Below are 15,399 nucleotides of genomic sequence, written 5' to 3'. Positions count from 1 at the left end.
ACAATCCCCACCTGAGCAAAACGGGTACGGCCGAGGACGCCGGAGGCATCGGTGAACAGCAGGTCCAGCAGCGGTACTTCGAGGTGGCCGGCGAGTAGGTCGGCGCACTCGTCGAGCGCCGCCCGGAAGGCCGGTTCCGTGCGGTAGAGCCCCTGGCCCATGCCCCTGTACTGCGAGCCCTGGCCGGTGAACATGAACGCGACCGGGGCGGAGCTCCGGCCCCCCTTGCGGGTGACCGCGGAAGTGCCCGAGGCGACGTCCCGCAGCGCCACCGCGAGCTCCCCCGCGTCACCTCCCGAGACGACCGTGCCGAACCTGCCCTCCGCCCGGCCGGTGTTCGCCGTGAACGCGAAGTCGCCCACGCGGTCCTCGCCCACGGCGGCCAGGGCGTCCGCATAGGACCCGGCCAGGGCCCGGACGGTGGTCTCGTCGGCCGCGTCCACCCGGACGAGGTACGACTCCTGCGCCACCACCTCCCGCACCGGGACGGCAGGCGGCTCCTCCAGGATCACGTGGGCGTTGACCCCGCCCATCCCGAACGCACTCACCGCACCACGACGCGGACCACCCTCAGGACGCGGCCACTCCATGACCCGGTCCGCCAGGAAGAACGGCGTGTCCTCGAAACGGATGTGGTCGTTGGGCCGCACCACGTGCAACGACGGCGGGACCACACCCCGCTCCATCGACAACAGCACCTTGACGACTCCCGCGAGGCCGGCGGCGGGCTCCAGGTGCCCGACGTTGCTCTTGAGCGAGCCGAGCGCGCAGAACTGCGAACGGTCCGTCGCCGCACGCCACGCGCGCGTCAGACCTTCGACCTCGATCGGATCACCCAGACTCGTCCCCGTCCCGTGGGCCTCCACCAGACCGATCGACTCCACCGACACCCCCGCGTCCGCCAGGGCGGCGGAGACGACCTCCGCCTGGGCGCGCGGACTGGGCGCCGAGTAGCGGGTGGTACGGCCGCCGTGGTTCACGGCCGCGCCCTTGACGACGCCCCGGATCCGGTCGCCGTCGCGCAGTGCGTCGTCGCAGCGCCGCAGCACCACGGCCACGGCGCCCTCACCGGGGACGAAGCCGTCGGCGGTGCTGTCGAAGGCGCGGCTGCGGTGACGCGGGGAGAGTGCCCTCATGTCGCCCATCGACCGGAAGTACTCCGGGCTGATGCCGGCGTGCACGGCGCCGATGACCGCCGTGTCGATGTCGCCGGAGCGCAGGTGCTGGAGCGCGGAGTGCAGGGCGACCAGCGACGACGAGCAGAGCGTGTTGACGACCGTGCTGGGACCGCGCCAGTCCATCAGGTACGAGAGCCGGTTGGCGATCATCGCCTCCAGGCCCAGGCCGCGTCCCTCGGTCACGCCGTGGCGGAAACGTTCCTCGTGGTAGTGGTCGTGGCTGTACGCGATCCACAGCCCGGTGCGGTCCTCGCCGGCGCGGGCCCCGCCGCGTCCGCCGTCCTCCAGGGCCTCCCAGATCGTCTCGTAGACGATGCGGGCCTGCGGGTCGATCAGCGGCGCCTCGCGGGCGGACATCCGGAAGGGGGCCGGGTCGAACATGTCCACCCGGTCGAGGAAGGAGGCGTGCGGGAGGGGCCCGGAGACGTCGCCCCGACGGCTCTCGGGCAGCGGGCCCACGGTGTCGCGGCCCTCGACGAGCAGGTCGGCGAAGGCGGCCGGCGTACCGGCCGTGGGCAGCCTGACCGCGGCGCCCACGACCGCGACGTCGCGCGGCCGGGTCGCGGGGGCGGCCGCGGCCTCGTCGGCCGCGCGGGGCCCGGGGACGGCCGTGGCGACCGCCGCCGGGGCGGGCGGCCGGGGGGACCGGGGCGGTGCCGACGGGACCACCGGGGGTGCCGGGGTCTCGTGGGCCGTCTCCCCCACGGGAGCGGCCTCGGCGACCGGGGGAGCCGGGGCCTGCGGGGCCGGAGCGGGCTCCGTGACCGCCGGGGCCGCCGGGCTCGGGAGGCGGTCGACGAGTTCCGGTGCCTCCTCCGTCAGGAAGTCGGCGAACTGGCGGGGCGTCGGGTACTCGAAGAAGACCGTCGGGTAGAGCGACAGGTCGTGCTCCCGGGAGATCCGCTCGCTCAGCCCCACCAGGCCGACCGAGTCGAAGCCGGCGGAGAGGAACTCGGTGTCGGCGTGCTCCTCGGACGTTCCCGTCAGCGCCAGGAACCAGGCCAGCGCCCGCGCGGAGGGCGAACCGACCGGGGCGGCCGGAGCCACCGGCGCGGCGGGCGCGGTGACGGGGTCCGGTCCGGCCACGGGGACGGGCTCGGCCGCAGGGGCGGGCTCGGCCGGGAGCGGTGGAACGGCAGCGGGTACGGGTACGGGTACCGGCTCGGCGGCCGGTGCGGCCGGAACCGCCCGTACGGCGGCCGGATTCGGGGCGGCGGCCGGAGCCGCGGCCCGAGCGGTCGCGGTCGCGGCCCCGCCGGTCGCGGTCGCGGCGCCGCCGGTCGCGGTGTCCTCGCGGAACGCCGCGGCCGGGACGCGCTTGGAGGACATGTCGCCGAAGACCAGCAGCGGCGTGCCCGACTCGTCGGTGACGGTCTGGGTGACCCGGCACGCCTCGTCGTTCCAGAAGGCGATCTCGGTACGGACGTACGCGGCGTCGTCCAGCGGGCCGAGGACGTCGAGCCGGCCGACCGACAGCGGGATGAACGCGGAGGCGTCGGCGGCGCCGAAGACCGGGTTGGCCGGGTCGATGGCCGCCACGGTCACGCTGTCCAGGAGGCCCGGGAAGAGCCGGACGCCGGGCGGGTTCAGCTCCCGCTGGCGGGGGCCCTCGATCCGGGCGAGGGTGCCGCCGTCCGGCAGGCCGGCCACCCAGGAGATGTTCCGGTAGTAGCGCCCGTGGTGGTAGCCGATCCGCCGCAGCCACCGGTACACGCCGGAGCCCGCGTGGACGGCGGAGTCCGCGCAGTCGGCCAGCAGGGCGGCGACCGGGAGGCGGGGCGCCGGCTCGGCACGGGTGGCGAGGCGGCCGGTGACGTAGACGTCGCCGGTCTCGCCGTCCTCCACCCGGAACCGCCCGTCCCCGTCGACCCGGCCGAGCACGCGGCGGGCCCCGGTGGGGATGAGGGGGCGGTGGAAGAGGACGTCCAGCGCGCCGTGGAACGGGTCGCCGCGCAGGGCGGCGCCCTCGCGCAGGAAGTCGAACCAGGCGACGCCCGGGAGCATCAGCGTGCGGTACACGGAGTGCTGGGCGAGGGGCGCCTCGCCCGGCCCGAACACCCGGGCGTACGCGTATCCGGCGGGTCCGTCGTCGGTCACCGGCTCGGCGGGCGAGCCGGGTTCGGCGGACCGGAGCGGCTCGGCGAGGTTCAGGGCGCGTCCGCGCGGCTGGGCGGCCGGCAGCAGGCGCTTGCTCCAGGCGGCGCCGGTGGTCTTCTGGAACGCTGTCCAGTCGATGTCGCTCCCGGCCTCGAACAGTTCGGCGGTGAGGGCCGCCAGTACGGTCGCGGCCGTCCGCTCGTCGTGCGCCCCGGCCAGGCGCGCGCCGACGTCGGGACCGGTGGTGTCCGGGTGCCCGGGGCCGCGGGACGGGTCGTCGTCGTGCCGCAGGACCTCGCCGAGCGCCCGCTCCAGCGGCAGGGTGCCCCGTACGAAGTCGGCGACCGCCTCCCAACCGGGCGGGAGGTCGACGGCGGCGCCGGGCAGCCCCAGGTCGCGCAGCGCGATGGCGAGGGCGACTCCGGAGAGGACGCGCAGCAGTTCGCCGGAGAACGCGGCGAGCGGGGTGCCGGTGGCCGTCTCGAAGAGGCGCACGACCTCGTGCACGGCGGGGGTGGAGCGGTCGAGGACGGTGAGCCACGCGGGCGGCGCGGCGGCGGCCTCGGGACGTACGGAGACGGCGGTGCGGGACGTGCCGACGCCCGTGCCGACGGCCTCGGGGGTACCGGGGGTTCCGGGGGTTCCGGGGGTTCCGGGGACGCCGGGCGCTCCCGGGGCGAGGAGCCTGGCGCGCAGGGCGGCCGCCAGTTCCCGCGCGTCCTCGCCGACGACGGCCAGCCGCACGGCGCGGTGCGGCCGGGCGAGCCGGGCGGTGGCGCACACGTCCGCCAGTTCCTCGGGCCGGTCCTGGAGGGGCGGCAGGAACTCCACCCACTGGGCGCACAGTTCGCGCAGCCCGTAGGCGGTGTCGGCGGAGAGCGTCAGGACGTGGAGCGGCCGCCGGGCCCCGGCCGGAGCCGTCCCGGTCCGGCGGGCCGGGGCGGGGACCGCCTCGGCCACGACGTGCGCGTTGGTGCCGCCGAAGCCGAAGCCGCTCACGGCGGCCCGGCGGACCGGCACGTCGGGCCAGGGCCGGGGGGTCCCGGGCAGGTGGAAGGGGCTGTCGGCCAGGTTGAGGCGGGGGTTCGGGGACTCGACGGCCACCGCGGGGACGGTGCCTTCCCGCAGCGACACGATGATCTTCGCGAGGCCGGCGAGCCCGGAGGCCGAATGGAGGTGGCCGATCCGGCGCTTCACCGAGCCGAGCGCGACCGAGTTGCGCGGGACGCCGTGGCGCCCGAACACCTCGGTGAGGGCCCGCACCTCGATGGGGTCGCCGATGGCGGTTCCGGTGCCGTGCGCCTCGACGTACTGCACGGTCGCCGGGTCGACGGTCCGGTACACCTTGTCGAGCAGTTCCCGCTGGGCTTCCAGGTTGGGCGTGGTGACGCCCATGGTGCGGCCGTCGTTGTTGACAGCGGCCCCGCTGATCGCGCCGAGGACCAGGTCCCCGTCGCGCAGCGCCGCCGCCATCGGCTTCAGGACCAGGGCGGCGGCCCCCTCGCCGGGGACGTAGCCGTTGGCACGGCTGTCGAAGGTGTGGCAGAGCCCGTCCGGGGAGAGCGCCCCGGTCCGGGAGAGGAGGACGAAGGTCAGCGGGTCGATCAGCAGGTCGACCGCGCCGACGAGGGCCAGTTCGCAGCTTCCGGACGCGAGGCTCTGGCAGGCGAGCCAGACCGCCGAGAGCGACGAGGAGCAGGCCGTGTCGACGACGAGGCCGGGGCCCGCGAGGTCGAAGCGGTCGGACAGCCAGGCCGCCATGAAGTTCTGCGACCGGCCCCACAGGGCGGCCGGGCCGGGCCCGGCGGCTCCGGCCGGGGCGGGTGCCGCCGGGTCCGGGAGGCCGGGCGCGACCGTGCCGCGGCCCCGGTCGAAGCCGTAGGCGTTCATCCGGGCGCCGACGAACACGCCCGCGTCGAGCCTGCGGCGCGCGCCGAGGTAGCCGGAGTCCTCCAGGGCCCGGGCGCCGACCTCCAGCATGACCCGCTGCTGCGGGTCGAGGAGGACGGCGTCCTCGGCGGTCATGCCGAAGGCCTCGTGGTCGAAGGAGAACGGGTCGACCAGGAAGGCGCCCCGGTGGTGGGTGCCGCGGTGCGGTGCCTCGCCCAGGTACAGGTGGCGGGCCCATCGGCTCGGCGGGACCTCGCCGACCTCGACGCCGTCGCCGCCCAGCATGGCCGTCAGGTCGGTGACGTCCTCGGCGCCGGGGAGCCTCACCGCGAGGCCGATGACGGCGATGCGGGTGTCGAACTCGCTCACGGTTGTCCTTTCGTTCTGCTCGCCGGTCACGCCTGGACCACCCCGCGTCCGCCGTCGCGGTCGAGCAGGGGGCGCAGCAGGGCGCTCAGGGCGGAGCCGGCGGCCCCGTCGTGGTCGGGCGAAGGGGTGTGCGCCGCGGCCGTGGGCGCCGGAGGGTCGGTGGGTACGGCCGGGGCGGCGGGTACGAGCGGGGCTTCGGGTACGAGCGGGGCTGCGGATACGAGCGGGGCTGCGGATACGGACGGGGCGGCGGACACGGCGAGTTCGGCCGCGATGTCGTCGGCCGTACGGGCCCGCATCAGGAGGGACGGGTCGACGGTGAGGCCGCCGCCCCGTTCGAGGGCGGTGGTCAGTTCCGCGATCATCAGGGAGTCCAGGCCGAGCCTCTGGAGGGGCCGGTCGCCGGGGTCCTCCCCCAGCACGTGGAGGAAGGCGTCCCGGACGCGGGCGCGCATGGCGGTGGTGGTCCCTCGGTCGCCCGCCGCCGCCGAACTCGCGGGAGGGGAGACCGGGGCGGCCGGTGCCGCCGGGACGGCCGGAGCGGTGGGGGCGGGTGCGGCGGTGGCCGCGGTCCCCGTCTCCTCCGGCGCGGGCGCGGTGCCGGGGAAGACGACGGCGCCGCCCGACCGCAGGTGGTCGGAGAAGGCGTCGAGCGCTTCCCCGGCACCGACCGAGTGCGCGGCGGAGAAGGCGTCGTCGGCCCTCATCCCGATGTCCGTCCAGTTCGGCCAGGCGTGCGCGGTGACCGCGGTGACCTCGTCGTCCTCCCGTTCGGCGAGAGCCAGTTGGAAGGCGTTGGCGAGGCTGTAGTCGACCAGGCCGCGACCCGCCGACGCCTGGGTGCCGGCGATCGAGGAGACGAGGACGGCGAAGTCGGCGCGCCGCTCCTTGGCCAGGCGGACGACGTGCAGCGAGCCGGCCACCTTGGGCGCGAGCACCTCTTCGGCGTCGCTCCAGGGGCGGCGGTGCATCGCCCCGAAGGGGTTGACCCGGCCGGAGGCGTGCACGACGCCGACCAGTCGGCCCCACCGCCGGGCGAGCCGGTCCGCGACGGCGGCGAGGGCCGCCGGGTCGGAGACGTCGCAGGGCAGGTACTCGACCTCGGCCCCGCCGGTCGCCAGCTCCCGCAGCGCCTGCGCGCGGGTGGCGTCCAGGTCCGACCGGCCGACGACGGCGACGCGCCGGGCGCCCCGCGCGACGAGGCGTTCGGTCAGCCGCAGCCCGACGGCTCCGAGCCCCCCGGTGACCAGGCAGTAGCCCTCGGCCGGGAGGGAGTACGGACGGCCGGGCCGGGCGGGCACGGTCTCCGGGACGTACCGGACGCCCTGCCGGTAGGCGGCGACGGTGGTCCCCGCGTCGGCCGGGTCGGCCGGGTCGGCGGCGCCGGCCTCCGGGGCGCCGGACGCCGGTGCGGCGAGCTCGGCGAGCTCGGCGACGAGGTCGGCGGCCTGGGAGGCGGCCGGGTCGGCGGGGTCCAGGTGGACGACGGCGGTGGGCCGGCCCCCTTCGGCGCCCGCGGCCCGGACGGCCATGGCGGTCGCGGCCCGGACCGGGTCCGGACCGGTGCCGCCGCCGTGCGTGCCGTGACCGGTCCGGGCGGCGGAGGGGAGGTCCGCTCCGCCGAACGAGGCCCAGAGCACCCCGGCCCGTTGCGGCAGCGTCCTCATCAGGTCGCCCAACTCGGACCAGGAGGCGCCGAGTTCGGCGGGATCTGCGGGGTGGGTGTCCCGGGCGCCGACCACGAGGGCGGCGTCGGCGGGCGCGCCGGGTGCGACGACGGTCACGCCCCGGTCGCGCAGCAGTCCGGTCAGGGCCTGCCCGAGGGCGGGGTCGGCGACGGCCAGGCTCACCGTCGCCGGTCCGGCGGAGGCTGCCGGGGTCAGCGCGCGGGGGTGCCACCGGACCCGTACGGCCGGTGTGCCCGGCCGCCCGTCCCGCGCCGGGGTCCCGGCGTGGTCGGTCGCGTCGGGGCCGGTCGTGTCGGGGCCGGTCGTGTCGGGGCCGCGCCAGAACGGGGTCCCGGCGAACGGGTAGGTGGGCAGGTCCGTGACGCGGGCTCCCGCGGGGGACAGCCCGGCCCAGTCGACGTGCGCGTATCCGGCCCTGGCCAGCTCCGCCGCGCCGGCCGGGTGGCCGGGGTCGGCGGTCGTCCCGCCGAGCGCCGCCGCCGCGCCGGCGGTGAGGTCGATGTCGACACGGGCGACGGGCAGGGTCCCGTCCGCGACGGAGCGGAGCGCCGCCGCGAGGTCCGCCGCCGAGCGTCCGTGCACGGCGGTCTGGAACTCCAGCGGGGAGCGGCCGGTGTTGGCCGTGTGGCACAGGTCGGCGGTCTCGGCGGCGTCGCGCGCCGTCTCGAAGCGGGCGGCGTACGCGGCGGCCAGCGTCCGTACGGCCGTCTCGTCCGCACCGGTGACGCGCACCACGAGCGACTCCGGGGCGGGTACGTCCCGGGCCGGGGTGGCAGGCGGCTCCTCCAGGATGACGTGGGCGTTGACCCCGCCCATCCCGAACGCACTCACCGCACCACGACGCGGACCGTCCCCCCGACGCGGCCACTCCATGACCCGGTCCGCCAGGAAGAACGGCGTGTCCTCGAAACGGATGTGGTCATTGGGCCGCACCACGTGCAACGACGGCGGCACCACACCCCGCTCCATCGACAACAGCACCTTCACCAGACCCGCCAGACCCGCCGCCGGCTCCAGGTGCCCGACATTGCCCTTCAGCGAACCGATCGCACAGAACTGCGAACGGTCCGTCACCGCACGCCACGCACGCGTCAGACCCTCCACCTCGATCGGATCACCCAGACCCGTCCCCGTCCCGTGCGCCTCCACCAGACCGATCGACTCCACCGACACCCCCGCATCCGCAAGCGCCGCCGAGATCACCGACTGCTGCGCCGCACTGCTGGGAACGGTCAACCCACTCGTACGGCCACCGTGGTTCACCGCCGTGCCCTTCACGACACCCCGCACCCGGTCACCGTCACGCAACGCCGCCCGCAACGGCTTCAACACCACCGTCACCACACCCTCACCCGGCACGAACCCGTCCGCACCCGAATCGAACGGCCGCGAGCGGCCGGAGGGTGACAGGGCGCGCAGGTTCCGCATGGTGACGTAGTGCAGCGGGGAGACGGCGACCCGGACGCCGGCGACGACGGCCTGCTCGCACTCCCCGGCACGGATGCTCCGCACCGCCGTGTGCAACGCCACCAGCGACGACGAACACAACGTGTCGATCGTCATGCTCGGCCCGTGCAGATCCAGGAAGAAACTCACCCGGTTCGCCAGGAAGGCGTTGTGGTTGCCCAGCCCCGCGGGGGCGTCCAGCTCCGGGGAGAGGTTGTAGTCCTTGTAGTGCTGGTAGCTGGCCCCGACGAACACGCCCGTGGCGGGCGACAGTCCGTGCGGCGGCAGGCCGGCCGACTCCAGTGCCTCCCAGGTGGTGCGGAGCAGCCAGCGGGCCTGCGGGTCGAGCGCCTCGGCCTGCTTGGGGAAGAAGTCGAAGAACCGGGCGTCGAACTCCTCGACGCCTTCGAGGAATCCGCCGGTGTCCGGCTCCTGCCCGTCGGCGTACCGGCCCCAGCGGTGCGCCGGCGCGGGGCCGACCCGGTCGACGGATCCGGCGAGGACGTCCCACAGGCCCTGCGGGTCCGTGGCGCCGGGCAGGGCCACGGCCAGCCCGATCACGGCGACGTCGTCGGCGGAGACGGCCTCGCCGGGGTCCGCGCCGTAGAGCGCGGCCGGGTCGGCGGTCCGGGCGGAGGCGGCCTGAACGGCGGCGGTCCCGTGGGCGGCCCGGCCGGTGACCGGCTCGGCGGGCTCGCCGGTGGTCCGCGGCGCCGCTTCGGCGGCGGGTGCCGCCCCGGGCCGTACGAAGGCGTCCTCCTGGGCCAGTTCGGCGACGTGGACGGCGAGGGTGCGGCAGTCGGCGGCGTCCAGGACGTCCGTCGGGCTGAGCGGCACGCCGTACCGCTCGTCCAGGTCGGCGGCGACGGCCGTCGCGAGCAGGGAGTCGATGCCGACGGCGGACAGCGACGTGGTCGCGGTGATCCGGGGGTCGTGCAGGGCCGCCCGCACCACCTCGACGACGGCCGCCTCGGCCGCCGCGAGCCGTGCCGAGCGGGGCGCGGGACCGGACGCGGCGGCGGGACCGGCGGGGGAACCGGCGGGGGAACCGGCGGGGGAACCGGCCGCGGTGACGGTGCCCGTCCCGTGCGTGCTCCCGGTGCCCGTCGTGTTCTCGGCGCCCGTCGGATTCCCCGTCGCTGTCGTGCTCCCGGTCACCGTCCGGTACTCGATGCCGTCGAGGCGGACCAGGACGCGGCCGTCGGCCGCCAGCAGGGCGGCGTCGCCGCGCCGGGTGCCGTCGGCGCCCGGTTCGGCGCCGTCCAGCAGCACGAACGCGGTGCGCGCGGGGTCGCCCCAGCGTGTCGCCCGGTCGACGGAGACCGGCAGGAAGGTGCCGGTCGGCGCCTCGGGGTCGGCGAGCGTGAGCACGGCCATGGCCTGGAGGGCGGCGTCGAGCGCCGCCACCTCGGCCGCCAGGGGGCCGCCGGCCGGGACGTCGACGCGGGCCAGGACCCGGCGGGGGCCGTAGTGGATCTCGGCGATCGACCGCAGCGGGGCCGTCAGTTCCATGCCCTTGGCGGCGAACCAGGCGTAGAGGCCCGCGGGCGCCAGGTCGCGGTCCAGCTCCGCGCGCAGGGCGTCCAGGTCCCGCGCGGCGGGCGCGGGCCCGGCCTGGGCGGCGCCGGTGGTGAGCCGGGCGATGGTACGGCCGGCGTGCCGGAAGGCTGCCGGACCGGTGCGGCCCGGCTCGTCCAGGTCGGTGGTGAGCGCGTGGGGGCCGCTCCCCCGGCCGGTGAAGGCGACGGCGCGCAGTTCGCCGGCCGCCCGCAGCCCGAGGGCGAGGGGCACGGCGCCGGGCACGGTCTGCTCGCCGAACAGGCGGTGCGCGCGAGAGAGCCCGCGCACGGCCTCGGCCACGTCCTCGCCCCGGGCCGCCACCTCGTCCCGGGCAGCGGCCGAGCCGGCCGACGCGTCCGAGGAGGTGACAGGGGCGACGGGGGCGGCCGCGGGTGCCGCGCCGAACGGGTACGGCGGCAGCGGCCGGCGGCGGACCGCCGGGGCCGGGTACACCGACGCCCAGTCGACGGTCTTGCCCCCGGCGTGGCGGAGGGCGTGGACGCCGAGCCCGGCGGTCGCGGTCTCCACCACGGCGGAGCCGCGCACGACGGTGCCGGGGGCCCGGTCGGCGAGCCGCAGGGCGTGGTCCAGTCCGGCGCCGATCTCCTCGACGGTGCCGCCGAGCACGGCGATCCGGTACGTCCGGTGGTCGCGTCCGACGGCGCTGGAGCAGCACAGTTCCGGCAGACCGGAGGCGGTCTCCCCGCGGAGCAGCGCCCGCGTGTCCGCGACGCGCCGCAGCAGGGCCTCCGTGGTGTGGCCGGAGAGGACGAGCAGGTGCTCGCCGGGGGCGCCGTCCGCGCGGGCGGCCTCGGCGGCCGGTCCGCCGCCGGTCTCGCCGGCGCGGTCGCCCGCGACGTACTCCTCGACGACGACGTGGGCGTTGGTGCCGCCCATGCCGAAGGAGCTGACGCCGAAGCGCCGCGGCCCGTCCGAGGTCCACGGGCGGGACTCGGTCGGGATCTCGAACGGCCCGGAGGACAGGTCGAGGTGGCTGCTGGGCTTCTCGAACCCGGCGACCGGGGGGATCTCCCCGTGCCGCAGGCACAGCAGGGCCTTGACGAGTCCGGCGAGCCCGGCGGCGGGCTCCAGGTGCCCGATGTTGCCCTTGACGGCGCCGAGGTGGCACGGTCCTTCGCGCTCGGGGTCGTCGCCGAACACTTCGGTGAGGGCGGCGATCTCGATGGGGTCGCCGAGCCGGGTCGCGGTGCCGTGGGTCTCGACGAGGGAGATGTCGGCCGGGGCGAGCCCGGCGTCGTCCAGCGCCGCGCGGACGACGGCGGCCTGGGCCTCGCTGCGGGGCACGGGCAGGGCGCTGCCGCGCCCGCCGTGGTTGACGGCCGTGCCCCGGACGACGCCCCAGATCAGGTCGCCGTCGCGCTCCGCGTCCGCGAGCGGCTTGAGCAGGACGGCGAGGGCCCCCTCGCCGGGCAGGAAGCCGTCCGCGTGCTCGTCGAAGGGCTTCGGCAGGCCCTCCGACAGGGCGCCGAGCTGGCTGAGGCTGCGGTAGTACCACGGCGTCAGACCGACCTGGCAGGCCGCCACGATCGCGGCGCCGCAATGACCGGCGCGGAGCGCGGCGACCGCCTGCTGGAGCGCGACGAGCGAGGACGAGCAGAGGGTGTCGACGGTCTGCGAGGGGCCGGTGAGGTCGAGGGCGTACGAGATCCGGTTGGCGAGCACCGCGTTCATGGAGCCGAGCGCGGTGTGCGGGCCCACGGTCTCCAGACCTTGTGCGTCGCGGTGGTGGGTGTAGGTGGCGCCGACGAAGACGCCGATGTCACGGCGGCCGGCGAGGCCGGCGTCGTCCCGTACCGCCCAGGCGTGCTCGAGCAGCAGCTTCTGCTGGACGTCCATCTCCTCGGCCTCGCGCACGGAGATGCCGAAGAAGGCCGGGTCGAACCGGTCGGTGCCGGAGAGGAAGGCGCCCTTGCGGCAGTACGTGCCCGTCATGCGGGGTCCGCGCTGCTCGAAGTGGGCTTCGACGTCCCAGCGTTCGGCGGGTACGTCGGTGAAGGCGTGGCCTCCCGCGCGCAGGAGCGGCCACAGCTCCGCCACGCCTCCGGGCGCGCCGGGGAGGTCACCGGAGACGGCGACGACGGCGACGTCCGGGTCGCGCCCGCCGGGCGCCGGGCGCCGGGAGCGCGGCGGGGCGGCGGGGACGGTCGCGGTCGCGGGGACGGGGGCGGTCGCGGCGGCGGGACCGGCCACGGGACCTGTCGCGTCCTCGGGGACGGCGGGTTCGGCGGGTCGGGCGGCCTCCGTGGCGGCCTCCGTGCCGGCGGCCCCGGCGGCCGCCCCGGTGTTCTCGTCTCCGGACGGCTCCGGCAGGGCCGCCGCCGCGCCGTAGCGTTCGACCAGCGCCTCCGCGAGTTCGCCGAAGGCGCCGTACTCCAGGAAGAGCGTGGCCGGGAGGCCGACGCCCCACCGGCGGGACAGCTCCTCGGACAGCTCGACGCTCATGATCGAGCTCATGCCGTATTCCGACAGGGGTGCCTCGCGGTCGAGTGACGCGACCCCCAGCCGTTCCGCGAGGAACGCCGCCAGTGCGTCGGCGACGCGCCCCACGGCGTCCCCGGCGGCCTCACCGGAGCCGTCGGCGTTTCCCGTCTGTTCAGAGGCGGCGTCGGCGGAGGCGGCGGAGTCGGCGCGGGCCTCCGGGTCGTCCGGCTCGACGATCTCGGTGCCGGCGTCCGGGTGGGCGATGACGAGCTGCCGGGCGGACCGCTCCGTCCCCAGGACGGCGATGAGGGCGTCCAGGCCCTCCGCCGTGGTCAACGGCCGGACGCCGCGCGCCCGGAGCCGGTCCGCGACAGCGGTGCCCATGCCGACCTCGCCCCACAGGCCCCAGTCGACGCTGAGCCACGGAGCGCCGTGCGCGTGGGCGTAGCCGTCGAGGTAGGTGTTGGCGGCGGCGTAGCCGCCCTGTCCGAGGTTGCCGAAGGTGCCGGAGACGGAGGCGAACAGCACCGCGAAGTCCAGGTCCGCCCCGGCCACGGCGGCGGCCAGCTCGCGCACCCCGTCGGCCTTGGGCCGCATCACGGCCGCGACGTCCTCGGCGGTGGCGCTGCGGATCAGACCGTCCTTGAGGGTGCCCGCGGCGTGGACGACGCCGTGCACCTCGCCGTGCTCCCGCCGCATCCGCTCCACCAGGGCCGTCAGGGCGCCGGGGGCGGTGATGTCCGCGCTGTACGAGACGGCCAGGCAGCCGTGGGCGGCGAGGGCGGCGGCCCGCTCGTCGGAGCCCGGGTTCCCGCCGGAGCGGGAGACCAGCGCGACGACTCCGGCACCCTCGCGGGCGAACCGCTCGGCCACCTCCAGGCCCAGGCCGCCGTGGCCGCCGAGGACGAGGTAGCGTCCGCCGGGCCGGACGGGGCCCTGCCCGGCGGGGCGCGGCAGGGTGTACGCCGAACGGTCGCGCACGCGGACGGGCACGTGCCGGACGCCGTCGCGGTAGCCGGTCTCGACGGGCCCGCGGGCGTCGCCGAGTTCCGCCACGAGGGCGGGGAGCAGCGTGCCGGGGTCGCCGCCGAGGTCGACGAGGCGCGGGCGCAGGCCCGGGTACTCGATGGCGGCGGTGCGCATCAGGCCCCAGAGGGCGGCGCGGGCGGGGACCGGCCGGTCTCCGTCGGCGACGGGCTGGCCGTCGCGGGTGACGACGAGGAAGCGGGACTTGCGCTGCCGCTCGCCGAGGGTCCGCAGGGCGGCGAGGCAGGCGTACAGGCCGAGGCCCAGCTCCTCCTCCTCACCGCGGCCGCCGTCGGTCGGGCCGTGGGCGTTCCACAGGTGGACCACGCCCGCGACGGGGTCCCCGACGCGCTCCCAGAGTGCCCGGAAGGCGTCCGGGTCGAGCCGCTCCAGCGTCAGCCGGTCGGGGCCGGGGGCGCCGTCCGGCGGGGCGGCCGGGCCCGCGGCGACCTCCACGACGCGGGCGCCGCCGGCGCGCAGCGCCTCGGCGGCGCCGGTGCCGAGCCGGTCGGCCGGACCGTGGTGGAGGACCACCCAGGTGCCGGTCGCCGCCTCGCGGCGGGCGGCGTCGCCCTCCTCGGGACGCCAGTCGATGCGGGAGACGGGCAGCGGCTCCCGCCGGACCGGGGCGGCGGCCGGCGCGCCGGTCGCCCCGGCGGGTGCGTGAGTCACGGCGGGTGTACGGGGCACGGCGGGCGTGCGGGTCACGGTGGTCGTGCGCCGCATCCGTACGCCCCGGAACTCGGCGAGGACGTCGCCCGCGGGGCCCAGCAGCAGCGCGTCGGCGGTGGCGTAGGCACCGTCGTCGCCGGTGCGGCGGACGTGGACGGTGACCCCGCCCGTCAGCGCCGACAGTTCGGCGAAGAGGGCGAGCCGGTCCACGCCGATCGGCAGCATGGGGAAGGGGCCGTCCGGGCCCGTCAGGTCCTGGAGGGCGCAACTGACGACCTGGAAGACGCCGTCCACCAGCAGCGGGTGGGCGTACCAGGGCACCGGCTCGGCGTCGGACCGCAGGGTGGCGCGGGCCGTGCCGCCGTCGCCGGCGGACAGCGCGCGGACGGTGCGGAAGTCGGGGCCGTACTGAAGTCCCTCGCGCTCCCATCCGGTGTAGAGCCGCTCGGGGGCGATGTCCCGCGCGGCGGCGGTCCCGTGGTCCGCGTCGGCGCGCGGAGGCCGTGCGTCCGCCGGGAGGAACCGTCCGGCGCCGGTCGACAGGTGCTTGCGGTTGCCGGCCACGACGGTGGTCAGCTCGAAGCGGGTCCGGTCGGTGCCGGGGGTCACGTCGAGGCGGACCGGCGCCGTGGCCCGGTCGGCGATCGCGAGGGGGCGGAGGAACGACACGCCGGTCAGCTCCAGGGGAGCGAACGGTCGGCGCCGCGCGACGCCCACGAGCGCCATCTCCAGTTGCACGGCGGCGGGCAGCAGCCCGGTCCCCTCGGAGCGGTGCTGGGCGATGAAGGGCTCCTGGCCCGTGAACGTCTTCTCGTACGTCTCGGCCGGATTCGTCACTGTCCCTCGCTCCGGTGCTCGTAGTGACGGTCGAACAGCGGGTGGCCCAGGGGGCTCGCCGCGCGTTCGCGGCGGGCCGGGGGTGCCACGAGGTCCTGTCGGTTGAAGGGGTAGGTGGGCAGGGACGTCGTCCGATGCCCCTTGCCGGCATGCACACCAGCCCAGTCCACCGCCCCCGAACCCGATGCCGCATT

Annotated in this window: 2 protein-coding genes and 1 pseudogene; all 3 read right to left on the bottom strand. The window is 76.8% G+C overall.

The annotated features are described in order from the left end of the window. Positions 1 to 5,534 (bottom strand): beta-ketoacyl synthase N-terminal-like domain-containing protein (locus tag ACFYNX_RS33365; RefSeq protein WP_388667274.1); only part of this gene is annotated, 5,534 nt, incomplete at its 3' end. Positions 5,535 to 5,560: 26 nt separating this feature from the next. Further along, positions 5,561 to 15,205 carry an SDR family NAD(P)-dependent oxidoreductase gene (locus ACFYNX_RS33360; RefSeq protein WP_388667271.1) on the bottom strand — a complete coding sequence of 3,215 codons (9,645 nt, stop codon included), beginning with the start codon at positions 15,203 to 15,205 and terminating at the stop codon, positions 5,561 to 5,563. Next, positions 15,202 to 15,399, bottom strand: a pseudogene (locus ACFYNX_RS33355) (hypothetical protein); the annotation flags it as partial. The pseudogene ACFYNX_RS33355 and the gene ACFYNX_RS33360, both read right to left, overlap by 4 nt.

This window comes from Streptomyces sp. NPDC007872, from assembly GCF_042868165.1.
Taxonomy (GTDB): domain Bacteria; phylum Actinomycetota; class Actinomycetes; order Streptomycetales; family Streptomycetaceae; genus Streptomyces.
This window is presented reverse-complemented; position numbering and strand designations above follow the sequence as displayed.